General features: G+C 42.4%; 20 protein-coding genes. 13 read left to right on the top strand and 7 right to left on the bottom strand.

Going from position 1 to position 14,037, the window contains the following annotated elements:
• Positions 1 to 82: 82 nt before the first annotated feature.
• The 8 genes from ACMUMQ_RS06550 (at position 83) to fecE (ending at position 7,405) form a co-directional block, all read left to right on the top strand.
• Positions 83 to 640: a TRAP transporter small permease subunit gene (locus tag ACMUMQ_RS06550; protein WP_414681206.1), complete on the top strand. Its 558-nt coding sequence runs from the start codon at positions 83 to 85 to the stop codon at positions 638 to 640.
• Positions 633 to 1,949 (top strand): TRAP transporter large permease, encoded by a 1,317-nt coding sequence (locus ACMUMQ_RS06545; RefSeq protein WP_414681205.1) that lies wholly within the window; start codon positions 633 to 635, stop codon positions 1,947 to 1,949. The genes ACMUMQ_RS06550 and ACMUMQ_RS06545 overlap by 8 nt, the downstream gene beginning before the upstream one ends.
• Before the next feature lie 82 nt (positions 1,950 to 2,031).
• A complete protein-coding gene (locus tag ACMUMQ_RS06540; RefSeq protein WP_414681204.1) occupies positions 2,032 to 2,523 on the top strand; it encodes a gluconokinase in 492 nt (163 codons plus the stop codon).
• A 116-nt stretch (positions 2,524 to 2,639) separates the two neighbouring features.
• Complete coding sequence (gene gntR / locus ACMUMQ_RS06535; RefSeq protein WP_414681203.1) at positions 2,640 to 3,668, top strand: gluconate operon transcriptional repressor GntR; 1,029 nt, start codon at positions 2,640 to 2,642, stop codon at positions 3,666 to 3,668.
• A 108-nt stretch (positions 3,669 to 3,776) separates the two neighbouring features.
• Positions 3,777 to 4,658 (top strand): Fe(3+) dicitrate ABC transporter substrate-binding protein, encoded by an 882-nt coding sequence (locus ACMUMQ_RS06530; protein ID WP_414681202.1) that lies wholly within the window; start codon positions 3,777 to 3,779, stop codon positions 4,656 to 4,658.
• Positions 4,659 to 4,662: 4 nt separating this feature from the next.
• The gene (locus ACMUMQ_RS06525; RefSeq protein ID WP_414681201.1) at positions 4,663 to 5,664 is read left to right on the top strand and encodes an iron chelate uptake ABC transporter family permease subunit; all 1,002 of its coding nucleotides are present in this window, start codon (positions 4,663 to 4,665) and stop codon (positions 5,662 to 5,664) included.
• Positions 5,664 to 6,620, top strand: a complete 957-nt coding sequence (gene fecD / locus ACMUMQ_RS06520) for a Fe(3+) dicitrate ABC transporter permease subunit FecD (RefSeq protein ID WP_347984102.1) — start codon at positions 5,664 to 5,666, stop codon at positions 6,618 to 6,620. The genes ACMUMQ_RS06525 and fecD overlap by 1 nt, the downstream gene beginning before the upstream one ends.
• Positions 6,621 to 6,637: 17 nt before the next feature.
• Positions 6,638 to 7,405, top strand: a complete 768-nt coding sequence (gene fecE, locus ACMUMQ_RS06515) for a Fe(3+) dicitrate ABC transporter ATP-binding protein FecE (RefSeq protein ID WP_414681200.1) — start codon at positions 6,638 to 6,640, stop codon at positions 7,403 to 7,405.
• Positions 7,406 to 7,416: 11 nt separating this feature from the next.
• Here fecE and ACMUMQ_RS06510 read toward each other — a convergent pair whose 3' ends face one another.
• Positions 7,417 to 7,767, bottom strand: coding sequence for a hypothetical protein (locus ACMUMQ_RS06510; RefSeq protein WP_414681199.1), 351 nt, complete (start codon positions 7,765 to 7,767; stop codon positions 7,417 to 7,419).
• A 162-nt stretch (positions 7,768 to 7,929) separates the two neighbouring features.
• Between ACMUMQ_RS06510 and ACMUMQ_RS06505 the strand changes: the two genes are divergently transcribed.
• The gene (locus ACMUMQ_RS06505; RefSeq protein WP_414681198.1) at positions 7,930 to 8,520 is read left to right on the top strand and encodes a LysE family translocator; all 591 of its coding nucleotides are present in this window, start codon (positions 7,930 to 7,932) and stop codon (positions 8,518 to 8,520) included.
• On the opposite strand, the gene ACMUMQ_RS06500 is transcribed toward ACMUMQ_RS06505, so the two are convergent.
• The gene (locus ACMUMQ_RS06500) at positions 8,513 to 9,364 is read right to left on the bottom strand and encodes a helix-turn-helix domain-containing protein (protein WP_414681197.1); all 852 of its coding nucleotides are present in this window, start codon (positions 9,362 to 9,364) and stop codon (positions 8,513 to 8,515) included. The genes ACMUMQ_RS06505 and ACMUMQ_RS06500 overlap by 8 nt on opposite strands.
• A 120-nt stretch (positions 9,365 to 9,484) precedes the next feature.
• Between ACMUMQ_RS06500 and ACMUMQ_RS06495 the strand changes: the two genes are divergently transcribed.
• Together ACMUMQ_RS06495 and ACMUMQ_RS06490 are read left to right on the top strand one after the other, a co-directional pair.
• Entirely contained in the window at positions 9,485 to 9,757 is a 273-nt protein-coding gene (locus ACMUMQ_RS06495) for a type II toxin-antitoxin system Phd/YefM family antitoxin (RefSeq protein WP_414681196.1), read from the top strand.
• A complete protein-coding gene (locus tag ACMUMQ_RS06490) occupies positions 9,738 to 10,004 on the top strand; it encodes a Txe/YoeB family addiction module toxin (protein ID WP_317005892.1) in 267 nt (88 codons plus the stop codon). The genes ACMUMQ_RS06495 and ACMUMQ_RS06490 overlap by 20 nt, the downstream gene beginning before the upstream one ends.
• Positions 10,005 to 10,085: 81 nt before the next feature.
• Here ACMUMQ_RS06490 and ACMUMQ_RS06485 read toward each other — a convergent pair whose 3' ends face one another.
• The 4 genes from ACMUMQ_RS06485 to ACMUMQ_RS06470 all read right to left on the bottom strand — a co-directional run bounded on the left by ACMUMQ_RS06485 (position 10,086) and on the right by ACMUMQ_RS06470 (position 12,384).
• Positions 10,086 to 10,634: a GNAT family N-acetyltransferase gene (locus ACMUMQ_RS06485; RefSeq protein ID WP_414681195.1), complete on the bottom strand. Its 549-nt coding sequence runs from the start codon at positions 10,632 to 10,634 to the stop codon at positions 10,086 to 10,088.
• 126 nt (positions 10,635 to 10,760) lie between these two features.
• Positions 10,761 to 11,072, bottom strand: coding sequence for a hypothetical protein (locus tag ACMUMQ_RS06480; protein ID WP_414681194.1), 312 nt, complete (start codon positions 11,070 to 11,072; stop codon positions 10,761 to 10,763).
• Between the two features lie 103 nt (positions 11,073 to 11,175).
• Positions 11,176 to 11,517, bottom strand: coding sequence for a hypothetical protein (locus ACMUMQ_RS06475; protein WP_414681193.1), 342 nt, complete (start codon positions 11,515 to 11,517; stop codon positions 11,176 to 11,178).
• Positions 11,518 to 11,649: 132 nt separating this feature from the next.
• Positions 11,650 to 12,384: a hypothetical protein gene (locus tag ACMUMQ_RS06470; protein WP_414681192.1), complete on the bottom strand. Its 735-nt coding sequence runs from the start codon at positions 12,382 to 12,384 to the stop codon at positions 11,650 to 11,652.
• Between the two features lie 542 nt (positions 12,385 to 12,926).
• Between ACMUMQ_RS06470 and ACMUMQ_RS06465 the strand changes: the two genes are divergently transcribed.
• Positions 12,927 to 13,169, top strand: coding sequence for a type II toxin-antitoxin system Phd/YefM family antitoxin (locus ACMUMQ_RS06465; protein WP_414681191.1), 243 nt, complete (start codon positions 12,927 to 12,929; stop codon positions 13,167 to 13,169).
• A gap of 7 nt (positions 13,170 to 13,176) precedes the next feature.
• Complete coding sequence (locus tag ACMUMQ_RS06460; RefSeq protein WP_414681190.1) at positions 13,177 to 13,476, top strand: type II toxin-antitoxin system RelE/ParE family toxin; 300 nt, start codon at positions 13,177 to 13,179, stop codon at positions 13,474 to 13,476.
• Positions 13,477 to 13,661: 185 nt separating this feature from the next.
• Here ACMUMQ_RS06460 and ACMUMQ_RS06455 read toward each other — a convergent pair whose 3' ends face one another.
• Positions 13,662 to 13,988: a hypothetical protein gene (locus ACMUMQ_RS06455; protein ID WP_414681189.1), complete on the bottom strand. Its 327-nt coding sequence runs from the start codon at positions 13,986 to 13,988 to the stop codon at positions 13,662 to 13,664.
• Between the last annotated feature and the right edge of the window lie 49 nt (positions 13,989 to 14,037).

Genomic DNA, 14,037 nt, shown 5'->3' with positions numbered 1-14,037 from the left:
GTTGTAAACACACAACTAAGACGATTTATTAAGCCACGCAAAGCAGGTGTAATATTGCGCCTGCTTTTCATTGGACCTGATTATGAAAGAAGCTATTCATCCTCCTATTACTGATAACTCAGACGAGCCAAGAAACGCTTTAGATCGTTTCATTTATAAGCTTGGCAACATCTTGAGCCTATTATTTATCCTCACTGTTGCGATTTCTTTTTATGAAGTATTGATGCGCTATGTATTCAACGCCCCCACAATATGGGTACATGAAACCGCTTCCTTCCTTGGCGGTTGTTTATTTGTTTTCGGTGGAATTTATGCGCTATCGATTAACAAACATGTTCGCGTCGTGTTGATCTACGATATGGTTTCAGACAGAACTCGACGCTGGCTAAATGTTTTCCACCATATTATGGGACTGATTTTTTCTGGTTTATTAAGTTGGGCGGCTTATCAAGTAGTACAAGATTCTTGGTTCTCACCATTTGGTGAAATACGTTTAGAGACATCTGGTTCAGCTTGGAACCCAGCTTTCCCTGCATTAGTAAAAGGCATGATTTTTCTTACTTTAAGTATCATGTTTGTGCAGTTTTTATTGCACCTGATTCAAGAGATTAACGGCCTAAGGAAACGCAAAGATGTTTGATTTATCCGCTATGGGCATAGGCTATGGCAGCCTACTCATGCTCGGTTCCATGATTCTATTATTGTTAACTGGTATGCAGTTGGCCTTTGTTACTGCTCTTGTCGCGCTAGTTTTTGCTGTTGGTTGGTTTGGTGTTGGCGCATTACCACTAATTACCAGTCGCTTATATAGTTTTGTTGGCAGTTATGTTTTCCTCGCTGTTCCCATGTTTGTCTTAATGGCGGCACTTTTAGATAGGTCTGGCATTGCGCGAGACTTGTTCGATGCGATGAAGGTTTTCGGCCGTAAACTTCGTGGCGGTGTTGCCGTACAAACATTATTAGTTGCGATTGTTTTAGCTTCTATGTCTGGTGTTATTGGTGGTGAAACCGTTCTGTTGGGTATTCTAGCTTTACCTCAAATGTTACGCCTTGGTTATAACCGTAAGTTAGCAATCGGAACAACCTGTGCAGGTGGCGCACTTGGCACTATGCTGCCTCCAAGCATTGTATTAATTATCTACGGTTTAACGGCCAGCGTTTCTATTGGTGACTTATTTAAAGCGGCGTTTTTACCTGCTTTTATATTGGCTTTTGCCTACATGGCTTACGTCCTTATTCTATGCCGTATTCATCCAGAATACGCGCCGTTACCAACAGCAGAAGAACTTGCCGCTGATGATGACATCAACTATTTCAAAGCGCTTTTCTTTCCTCTATTAACTGTTATGACAGTTCTAGGCAGTATTTATTTAGGTGTCGCATCGGTAACAGAAGCTTCTGCTCTAGGCGTAGTCGGTATCTTAATTAGTGCAGCTATTCGAGGCGAGCTTGATTTTTCTATGATCAAAGACAGTGCCAAAGCGACTATGAGCACATGTGGCATGATCATCTGGATTGGTATTGGTGCAACTGCTCTTGTTGGTGTCTACAATTTGATGGGCGGTATCGATTTTGTTGAAGAAATCATTCTTACTCTAAGTGGCGGCAGCATTATGGGTACCATTATGATCATGATGGTTATCTTACTTGTCTTAGGTATGTTCTTAGATTGGGTAGGCGTCGCATTGTTAACTATGCCTATCTTTGTACCCATTATTGTAGGACTCGGCTTAGATCCAATTTGGTTCGGAGTGGTGTTCTGTTTGAATATGCAGGTTTCTTTCTTATCACCACCTTTTGGCCCAGCCGCTTTTTACCTTAAATCTGTTGCACCCAAAGATATCAGTCTAGGTGAAATATTCAGCTCCTTGCTTCCTTTTATTGGCATTCAAGTTGTCGTACTCGCCTTGGTCATATTCTTCCCAGAATTGGCACTTTGGTGGAAATAGACAGCAAAAAATAATGCCGTTCAAGCGGTTCTTTGAACGATACAGCCTTGCTGATAACAGCAAGGTATAAGGATTTAAGAAGATGATAAAAAAAATTGTAGTATTGGGCGTTTCAGGCTCAGGCAAGTCTTTAATAGGTAAAAACATCGCGGATAAACTTGGCTATCGTTTCTTTGATGGTGATGATTTTCACAGTGCAGAAAATGTAGCAAAAATGAGCCAAGGAATTCCTCTTACAGACGACGACCGTAAAGATTGGTTAGCGGTACTCAACAGATTATTAATCGATAATCCAACTGCTGTCATTGCCTGTTCTGGTTTGAAGCCTGAATATCGAACTATGCTCCGTCAGGGTCTGGATGATGTTGCTATGATCTACTTAAAAGGCAATATTGATACTATCTGGGAACGTCACCAAAAACGCGATGGTCATTATTTTAACGGTCGTGAGATGCTAGAAAGCCAGTTTGCGACCTTGGTCGAACCGACAGAAGAAGAAGCATTTGTTATTGATATCTCTCAAGATGCGGATGCGGTTCTGAACGAAGCGCTTTCGCTTCTCTCTAAAACCTAACGATGAAAGATACAAAGGCATAATTAAGCTGTTATGCCTTTGTACATTGTCACGCTAAATTACCTTTTTTATTTCTAGCCATGAATTGCTTATGCTAATGTTACAGGTAACAATTCATGGATAAATCTCTTGATATGAAAAGCTCAGGTATAAAAAATAAACGCCCTACACTACAAGATGTTGCCAATTTAGTCGGCGTGACAAAAATGACGGTGAGTCGTTATCTTAAAGATTCAGATCAAGTCTCTCCTCCTCTACGAATAAAGATCAAAGAAGCCTTAGATGATTTAGGCTACATACCTAATCGCGCGCCAGATATTTTGTCTAAGTCTAAAAGCAATGCGATTGGAGTTTTACTGCCATCATTAACCAACCATGTTTTTGCTGAAGTTATTCGTGGCATTGAATCCATATTAGAACCTGCTGGTTATCAAACCATGTTGGCTCATTATGGTTACAGTCAAGAAGCCGAAGAAGCCCGAATTGCGACCTTACTTTCTTACAATGTTGACGGCCTGATTATTTCGGAAAGTTATCATACCGAGCGTGTTCGAAAAATGCTTAGTGTGGCTGGTATTCCAGTCATTGAAATCATGGATTCCACATCACAACCAATTGAGCAAGCAATCGGTATCGACAACCAAGCAGCCGCTTACGCCATGACAGAATGCATGATTAAAAAAGGTCATACTAAAATTGTGTATTTTGCTGCCCGAATGGACCAAAGAACTTTGTTAAGGTTGCAAGGCTACAAAGCGGCAATGAACGATAATAGTTTGACTGAACTCTGTATCACTACAGACAGTGCCTCGTCTTTTTCATTGGGTGAACAATTCATGAAAGAAGCCCTAGAAAAACAACCAGATACAGATGGCATCTTTTGTACCAATGACGATTTAGCAATTGGCGCTCTCTTCGCTTGTCAAAAGGCTGGCATTAAAGTCCCAGAAGAAATGGGAATTGCAGGCTTTCATGGTCATGATATCGCAAGAGTTATGGTGCCATTGTTGGCTACAGTTATTACACCTCGAGAAGAAATAGGTCGCTTGGCCGCTGAGCACTTATTATCTCGCTTAAAAGGCAATCCAGTCACAGAAAGAATCATTAACTTACCCTTTAAGATAGAACCCGGAGAGAGTATTTAGATCCACAAAACCTCCTAAACATGACTTCTATAGGGAAATAACACTTTATGCGCAATTAAGAAGTGTTATTATTCTCATGTTTTTATTTCCTCATTAAGGTTTTGTTTTATGAAACGCTTTTTCGCGTTCGTTTCTTTACTCCTTTCTATGTCCAGTTTTGCTGTCACCGTTCAAGACAGCCAAGGCGATTTTCACATTGATTATGTACCCCAACGCATTGTGGTGTTGGAATACTCTTTTGTGGACGCCCTCGCCATTGTTGGCGTCAGCCCAATTGGTATCGCAGACGACAAAGACACAAGCCGCATAGCATCAGAAATACGCGAATTAATCACACCTTGGGAATCCGTTGGCACACGCTCACAGCCAAGTTTAGAAGTTATTTCCTCCTTAAAGCCGGACTTAATCATTGCAGATTACAGTCGCCATCAGAGCGTTTATAAAGATTTGCAGAAAATCGCACCAACCTTGATTCTGCCGTCTCGCCGAGAATCTTATCAAGGCAACTTAGCAGCGGCGGCGATTATCGGTAAAGTGCTCGATAAAGAAGACGCCATGCAAGCGCGCCTCGCCAAACACCAAGAAATCATGAGCGAATACGCAGCGCAATTACCAAAGGGCATTGAAGTGCAATTTGGTAATGTCATGGAAAAATACGCGTCTCTTCACCCAGGAAAATCCTATGTGGGCACCTTGCTGCAATCCTTGGGTTTTAAAGCACCGCCTATGTTAAAAAATGAGCTGAGCTCTGTTCACACAGGCTTAGAACAATTGTTGGCGAGCAATCCTGAGTATTTGATTCTGGGCCATTATTCCTCTTCTGACATTGCCAATACATGGGAAAAATCCCCATTGTGGAAGGCGCTCAAAGCCGTGCGCAATGACCATGTGTATCACATTTATAACCCAAGTATTTGGTCTCGTAGTCGTGGCATCATCGCGGCGGAAATCATTGCGGGTCAGTTAGTCGAGCTGCTTACTTCAAAATGATGTTATGAAACTTTCGCCTCTTATTTATACCGCTTATTGCCTGCTCTTCTTCGCGCTGCTGTTACTTGGCTTTTGGACAAGCTTATTCACTTGGTCGAGCTTTCCCATTTCTGCCATGGACGCCATACAAGGCCTATTGTCACCGAGCGAAGATGCCATTGCGCAACACATAGTTCATGATATTCGCCTGCCAAGAGCCTTACTTGCTGCCACTGTTGGTGCCTGTTTCGCAGCGGCTGGCGTGGTCATGCAAGGCTTAACGCAAAACCCGCTTGCTTCTCCTGCTGTTCTTGGCGTGAACGCTGGTGCGGCGCTTGGCATGGCGGCGGTTTCGACCATTACACCTTGGTTTGGTTTGCTCGGTATTTCCATGGCGGCGATGATCGGCGGTGGCTTCGCTTGGACGTTAGTAATGATTCTCGGCAGCGCGTGGCGTGGCGGCAGCGACACTGGCCGTTTGGTTTTAGCGGGCGTGGCGATTTCAGCTCTTTGTGCCGCTTTCACCAAGGCATTGGTGATTATGGAAGAAGATCAGGCGTCCGCTGTCTTGTCTTGGCTCGCTGGCAGTTTCGCCAATGGCAACTGGGAGACTTGGTCGCTCTTCTGGCCTGTCGCGTTATTCGCCTTGATTGGCAGCCAATTGCTCACGCCAACACTCAACTTATTACAGCTGGGCGATGACAACGCTCAGAACTTAGGCATTTCACTGATTTGGACAAAACTGGCTGGCAGTGTGTTGGTGCTGATTTTAGTGGGTTCCGCCATCGGCGCGTCTGGCAGCATCGGCTTTGTTGGCTTGCTCGTTCCGCACATGGCAAGAATCCTGTGCGGACAAGATCACCGCTATTTTTTACCTTTATCTATGTTAATGGGCAGCGCCTTGGTGGTGCTTGCAGACACCTTAAGTCGTGGCATTATTTTCCCATTAGAGACACCCGCTGGCGCCATATTAGCTCTCATTGGCGCGCCTTTTTTCATCTATCTTGTTAAGAAAAGGGCCTCGTAATGTCACTCAAAACATGGCCGTTATTACTCGTTATTCTGTCTCTTTTATTGGTGGCGAACTTAATGTTTGGCGCGGTTTCTATTTCTTTCGAGGGAATATTAAACGGCTTTCAAGCAGACAGTGAGCACTATTTCACTGTCTACGAATACCGCTTTCCTCGCACCTTGTTAGCCATGATGGTGGGCGCCATGATGGCCTTGGCGGGCGCGCTCGTTCAAGGTGTGATTCGCAATCCGTTAGCCTCGCCAGATGTGCTTGGCGTGAGTCATGGCGCTGGCTTAGCCGCTGTGACTTATATGACCTTGTTCCCAACATCCGACATTGCTTGGCTGCCCGCCATGGCGTTATTGGGCGGTTTTTCTGCGGCCTTTATTTTGTGGTGGTTGTGTGGCAATCACAGCAGCGCCATTAAGCTTGCCATCACAGGTGTTGCCTTGGGCGCACTTTACGCCAGCACGGTCGACTTCCTGATGTTGGTAAAACCCTTAGAAATCAACAATGCCTTGCTCTGGTTGACGGGCAGTTTGTGGGGACGCGGCTGGAATCAATTTTTCATCTTGTTGCCTTGGCTCGGTTTGATTCCCATCGCACTTTGGTTAGCCAAATCTCTGAATTTAATCTCACTGGGCGACGACAGCGCGATCAGCCTCGGTGTGAATGCCAATACATTGCGTTTAACATCATTGGCGGTTGCAGTGGGACTCACTGCTTCGTGCGTCGCCATTTGTGGCCCAATCGGTTTTTTAGGCTTAGTCGCGCCCCATTTGACGCGCAAGTTAGTGGGCGGACAGCATCAAATATTATTGCCTTGCACCATGCTGGTTGGCGCAATATTACTGTTATTTGCGGATTTAGTGGCTCGCACCATTGACCCGCCGATTGAATTATCCGCTGGGATTATGACGGCCATTATTGGCGCACCTTACTTTCTTTGGCTTTTATTTAAAAACAAATAGTTCGGACGAAACACATTATGTCACTTAGCACTCAAGATTTATCCGTTGGCTACCACGGCAAAGCCATTGTGAAAAAGGTGAGCTTTGGGCTTCCGAAAGGGAAAATCATCGCTCTGTTAGGACCAAATGGTTGCGGAAAGTCCACCTTATTAAAAGCCATGGCGCGCATTCTAAAACCCATGACAGGCCAAGTGTTTTGGAACGATCAAGACTTGCATCAAATGCCTTCTCGCCAATTATCAAAGGAATTGGCTCTGCTGCCACAAACACAACCGATTCCAGAAGGCGTGAAAGTGAAAGACTTAGTGGCTTACGGTCGCAGCCCTTACACTGGTTTTTGGGGACGTTTAAACAAGGAAGACAATCGCATTATTAACGATGTGATGGCGCAAGTGGGCATTACCGAATTGGGTGAACAGCTGGTAAGCGAACTGTCTGGCGGACAACGCCAACGCGCTTGGTTGGCCATGACATTAGCGCAAGACACGCCGTATTTATTGTTGGACGAACCAACGACCTATATGGATTTGAGCCATCAAGTGGAATTAATGCAAACTCTCAGAAAGCTGAATTCGTCCGGCAAAACAATCATCACAGTACTTCACGACATCAACCAAGCGGCACGTTATTGTGACCACTTGATCGTCATGAAAGACGGCGAAATCATCACCCAAGGGGAACCAGAAAACGTCCTCACCCAAGACATGTTGAAAACCGTTTTCTCATTAAACGCACAAATCCACCGAGACCCAATCGCCAACACACCAATGTGCGTAGTTGAGTAAAAGCTAAGTGATTAACTATCCGCGTTGGCTTCTTCTCTCGACGACTCTAAAGCCTGTAGTCGTTTATGCTGATGACGAACTTGCAGAGAAAGCGCCACCAGAGCGATACACAAAATAAAGGTAAGCACAGCAAAGAACTCCACTCTGCCTTCAAGAGAAGTGATACGAGCCATTTTCTCATTCATGACTTGATAATCTTCCAAGCTCGCCTTAGAAAGCTGCAAGATGGCAACACTGCGCTCTAACTCAAACACAGTTTGAGCCAACTCTTCACTTTCTTCCATGCTGCTTTCTTCCGATGCCGCCATTGACGCCGACATGAAAAGACTCAAACACAGAATAAACGCCAATCTTGTTAACATCGTTCTCTTCCTCAATATAAATGCTTCTTTATCTTAGCTGACCCGCAAAGCAGGAAAACATCAAAGAATTTTCGAAAACCCTTATAAGGTCAATTTCGTTCAATACTAAAGGCAATTCAAAGACGATAGTAAGCGCCTGTTTAAATTTCTGAGAAACATCTTATGACCTTTTCCCTAATCACGTCTATGTCGGTATTTGCCTTGGCCGCTTCTTTGTCACCCGGCCCTGTGAACCTTCTGTCTTTAAGCGGCAGTGCCCGTTATGGCAAACGAGTTGGGTTAATTTATATCACTGGCGCGACATTAGGTTTTATCGCGCTGTTTTTGCTGATTGGATTAGGACTGCAACATGTCATGGTGGCGCTGCCTTGGATAACTCAGGTATTACAATGGCTTGGCATCGCCTTTTTGTTATACCTAAGCTACCAACTCTTCGTAGACAGCGGCGACCTTAATACAGACTCTTCCAAAGCAGAACCAACCTTTATGACAGGTGCCATTATGCAGTGGCTCAACCCAAAGGCTTGGTTAGCGTCTGTTTCTGGCATTGCCGCTTACATTCCAGAAGCGACAACCGATCAAGTTCTATTGTTCGCAAGTCTATACTTGCCGATTTGCTGGCTATCGCTCGGAGTGTGGGTGTTGGCTGGCATCATGTTAGGTCGCTATTTTCAAAGCCCAGCAAAGATGCGCTTGATGAACAAAACCCTGTCGGTTTTATTGGCGGGCAGCTGTGTGTTGCTGATTATTTAAGGGCAGCGCCCGACAGGGAAAAGGTACGGCGATACTGATCGGGTGTGGCCGCCACTCGCTTTTTAAACACACGCTGAAAATGTGCCTGATCGCTAAAGCCTACTGCTTGTGCCACGTCTACGATGGCTTGACCTTCTTTTAGCGCTTGCTGACTTAATTGGACTCGGCGATTTAAACGATAGGCATGGGGCGTCATATTAAAATGGCGTTTAAAAGCTCGCACAAAATACGCCGCACTGAAACCAAACTGCCCACTGATCTCATCAATGGGCGTTTCATCTAAACAATGATGATGTAAATACTCCGCCACATGATCAAGCTTGTGAGTCAGTCGCTGTTTTTCAGCACCCGCCACCGAGCTATCCAAGTAAGAGAACAAATCCACAAAATAGGTTTTTAATACCTGCTCTTTTTCATTAGCGGATATCTCTTCGGACATCAGGCTTTCACACAGGTTAAGAAAGTCCGTATAAAAAACATCGTCCGTTAGCGTATCCAATAAACTGTCTTGCCAATGAGTGATATTTCTCACTTTATATTCATGCAATAAACTCGCTAACCAAGCTTTATCCAGATGCATCATATAATACGCCCAAGGTGAATTCTGGCTCGGATTACAGGCATGCACCACATTCGGATTCATCATCACCAAAGCGCCAGACTCCACGACATGACGACGGTCTGCGCACAAGAACTCACTCTGCCCATTGAGAATCGCGCCGATGGACCACTCTTCATGGGAATGCAGCGCATAGCTTACGTCTCGTCCGTCCAGAACTTGTCGAAGCTCGACAAAAGGCAAAGCGCTATCTCGCCAAAACAAAGGATGAGTAGAGGGTTTCAAAGCACACTCCTTTTTACTAAAGCATTCAATAATAGCATGTGTAAGACGACCAGCTTCGTTGACTTGTTATGTTTCTATATTAAAATGTACGACATTACCGTACATAAAGGCGAACTTACTATGAATACCATTAGCGTGAATCAATTTAGAGATAATTTGAAATCTTATGTTGAGCAAACCGCAAACGACCACGAGCCCTTAAAGGTTACGAGACGTGCTGGTGACGATTTTATTGTAATGAGCGTTGATGATTGGGAGCGCGAACAAGAAACACTGCATGTTTTACAAAGTAATAGCTTAATGCAACAAATAGCGGAATCAATGAAAACTCATACCACGAATCAAGGCTATCAACCGACAAAAGAGCAGTTAGATGAGATCACTAATCTTTGAAGGTAAAACGTGGCTAGTATATGAGCAACTAAGAGAGAAGGATAAAAAATTACATAAGTCTTTATGTAAGGTTCTAAAAGAAATGTTGCGTTCAGATCCTAGCTCAGGTTTAGGCAAACCAGAACCGTTAAAACACAATTTATCTGGATTATGGTCGAAACGTATCTCACAAAAAGATCGACTGATTTACAAATTTGATGACGAATACATTTATATTTTCGCGATTGGTGGGCATTACGATGATTAATAGGAAATGTAATGCCCGAATAAAAGGCGAGTGGTAGCGAGTACAGCCTAAGTTTTTTGAGGACGATTTTTAATGTGCTTGCTATAAGGTATTTTGCTGCCACTCTGATTTACTAATTTTATATAAAACATGTTCACACAGAGGATGAGATGCCTCAATATCGGGATGCATGAAGTTTTGAGCGCTATCATGCATACCAATTCTTTGCATAACGGATTTAGAGCGATTATTGGCTAACGTTGTAAATGAGACAACCTCGTTTAGGTTTAGCGTCTCGAATGCAAATCTTAAAGTTTCTTTGGCTGCTTCGGTTGCATACCCTTTACCCCAATGCTTTTTTGATAGCCGCCAACCAATTTCTACGCAGGGCGAAAATGGCATTTTCTTAGTTGGGATATGCAAACCGACAAAGCCTATAAATTTATGCTGGTCAGGGATTTCGACTGCCCAAAAGCCCCAGCCACGCTCATTAATAAGAGATAAAATTTTCTCCCCCATTTTATAGCTTTCTTCTTGAGTTTGAAGCTTAGGAAAATACTCCATCACCTCCTTGTCACTACACAATTCAGCAAAAGGAAGAAAATCCTCCTCTGTCCATTGGCGAAGCAACAATCTGTCCGTTTTCAACATTTTATGACCATGCTTTATAACGCCCCGCTTAGGGGCAAATTATTGCTGGCTATAATACCAAGCGCAGCGCAGGGAGCCAGCGATAATTTGTCCCAGCGAACGCAGTGAGCGAACTACAGCGGCTTGTTAGGCATTTTTAATCAATAGCCAATATATAAACCAACTGACATGTAGAATCATAAAAATTACTTGAATATATATGGGCAAATCTTCCTTTTTTGCATTTAGACGATAAGTTGAATACCCCAACGATTGACAGTACGAGATGATGGCGGAACCTATTGAGAAACGAATTAACTCCTGAATAAACAGTATTTCTTTAGGATTATTCACATCTCTAAAAATAAGTAATAGAGCAACAGCACCCAAGGAAAAGGCGGGGATTTTAAAAGCACCCCACCTACTTATATCAAACAAAAATTCTGGTAATTTCTTCATACTACTCTTAAATGCCTAACGCTCACCACACAGGCGAGCAACTTGTTGCGAGTCCAAGGCACGAAGTGCCTGTTTGTGCTGGTACTTGTTAGTGGCGATATATTCAAAGGACACTTAGGAAGTCTTTATCCAAAAATATCCCATAAACCAAACAAGCGGAATAGCTAGAAAAACATTTATTTTCACGACGCACTAAACCTCGCTCTTGATATAGAAAAGTATACATCCCTACAGTTGGGTAATCTTTTAAACAATAATGACCATCATAGGTCTTCAATTCAGTGTATCCCCAGCAATTCTTTTTGAAATGTTCAATAAGTACTGAATGTATATCATAACGTTCATCTGCAATTAAAATGAGCTCTTCTTTTGTCTTTATGTTGTACATAGACAATACATCTCGAAAATCCTGAAAAGCTTTTAGCTTCGATTCTTTAATAGGCACTGTAGAAGGAACCTCACTAACGCCCAATTAACAGGCAAAAAATTGTTGGCTAAAATAGGTGAACGTAGTAAACAAAAAGCCAACTGTTTTTTGTCCTTGTTTAATTTCTTGTTAGGTTTCAGACCTCACATATCAATTTTCAAAATCGTCAGGTTCGCTATCAGAGGTAGCTATATGTAGCACATTACCAAAAAGTGAGAACTCTTGCGCTATGTCTGTGATTTTACCGAAACATTTTGTAGGCTTACCTTGAGAACAAATACAGACCTCATGTAGAATTTTATCAATTGATAAATTACCGATTTTTAATAGATTTTCTAAATCTGTAGAAGACCAAACTTGATTAGTGTTTTTTCGTTTGCTATCGAATGAAATTGCGTCTTTATGCCATACACAAGATGAAACATCATTTTGCATATAAACAGGCTGTTTAGAGTACGGTAGGTCACAATAAAACATCTCAAAAATTGCATGCATGCTAGAAAATCGTTTTTGCCTTTCAAGTTGATCTGAAAAGTGAGATAAGCCAGTTGAAGTTTGCGAATAGTCCCAGTTATAGTATTTCTTTGACATTCGAGGGTACTTTGCTTCAAAAGTAATGACTTTAAAATAATTATTTGAAGTAAGGATTATCGTAGCATCACATCCACTTAACCTTTCATCTGCTGGAGATAATAAATAAGAAGTTGCAGTTAATTTTGTTTTACTATTTGCATTAATTATTCTTCGTAAAGCACCTGTAAAGTTTGAAGTATAATCATTTTCAGTTGCTATATACCCACCAACTAAGTCACTTCGTGCTTCTTTATCGGCCATATATGCAAAATTACACAGTTCCATGATTTGATTATTATCCATTTTAAACATGACTGACTCCATAGAAACCTAACAGTTTATTCTGCCGCTTAAGCGGCTTTGTACGAAGCGTTTTTTCAGACCGTTGAAATTAACACTTCCCTTTGTAAGCCTTTAATACTCTCGCTCTAGAGCAATCCTGTCAATTTTAATATCTATAAAAAACCGCGCGCGCAGTTTTCCTCTTGTTTCTGCTGCGTCGATAGATCTTTAATCATAAGCCATTTAGCTTTCCTCTAAAAAGAGCTTCCAAAGATGTAGTTCCATTTCATATGTTGTAGCACAAGTAACTCGGCTGAGTTTGGGTCAAAGCCCTTTTTGATGATGTCTTTTGTGATTGTGAGGTTTTGTGGCTCAAAAAGGGGTTCGATCCTTGGGGTGTTGTCACACTGAAGTGTGACCTACGTCGAAGGCGGAATGCTAAATTGGGAGCAAAGCCCAACAACTTAGAGCGAGGTCAAACGATAGTGTTAAAAATCGCACGATTTAATTAAATTGCACATTTCGCACAAACACCTATAATCCTATTGTTAACCCGAGTTTGGAATTTGTACATGTATACATTAACCGCAAATGACGCTAAGCGTAATTTTGGTGAGCTACTTCTCAGTGCTCAACGAGAGCCCGTTAAAATCAGTAAAAACAGCAAAGATGCTGTCGTTGTTATGTCTATTAAAGACTACGAAGAACTTGAAGCGATGAAAGCGGATTACATTAAATATTGCTTTGAGTCTGCAAAAGAAGACCTAGCACAAGGTCATGTTATTGATGGCGAAACATTCTTAAAGACCCTGTAGCCAAAATATGCAATCAAACAAATATAAGCTAAGTAAATTGGCTCAAATTCATCTACGCAAAATCAAAAGCGACACCGTCGCTAATTTTTCCGAGTTACAGTGGAATAACTACAAAGACAGCCTACTTACAGCTTTTCAAATGCTGGCTGATAACCCTGCTGTTGGGCGAAGCTGTGATGAATTGTATCCAAACGGATTCTACTTCCCTGTTGGTAAGCACACGGCTTACTTTACCAAAGAAGATGGCTTTATTCTGGTTGTTGCTGTTCTTGGTCAATCACAGCTGCCTCAAAACCATTTGAGATAAAACGAACACCCTAGACGCAACAGTTAGAGTACTGAACTTGGGTGAAAGATGACATTCCGTCGAGGTAGGCGGCAGTTACAAGAAAGAATGTCATTTTCAAATATCTGCAAGATACGGTAAATCGGGTCAAAACTCTTTTTGATGTACGAGGAATGTGCACCGATTGTCGCTCTGAAGCACAACCTTTATTCCTCGGTTATAGGTTCGGCCATTTTTACTTTTTCTATCGCCAATAAACGTTTGTGTTGATTACACAAAAAGACAAACAAAACTGCTAATATAAAACATAAAACCAGTGTTAAAACCGCAAAGAAGTCCACTCTATTTTCTAAAGACATTACCTTGTCATTCATGCTTTTATAATCTTCTAAATTGGCTTTAGATAGCTGAAGAATCGCTACACTACGCTCCAATTCAAACATCGTCTGCTCTATGGCTTTCTCTTCTGGTGCGGCTACTAGCGTCATAGCAAAAACGCTAATACATAAACTCAATACCCATTTGCGTAACATGACACTCCCCTTTCATTAAACGATTGGCTTAATCTTAAACAATTTATCA

It is taken from the genome of Marinomonas algae (assembly GCF_047525555.1).
Lineage (GTDB): Bacteria > Pseudomonadota > Gammaproteobacteria > Pseudomonadales > Marinomonadaceae > Marinomonas.
This window is presented reverse-complemented; position numbering and strand designations above follow the sequence as displayed.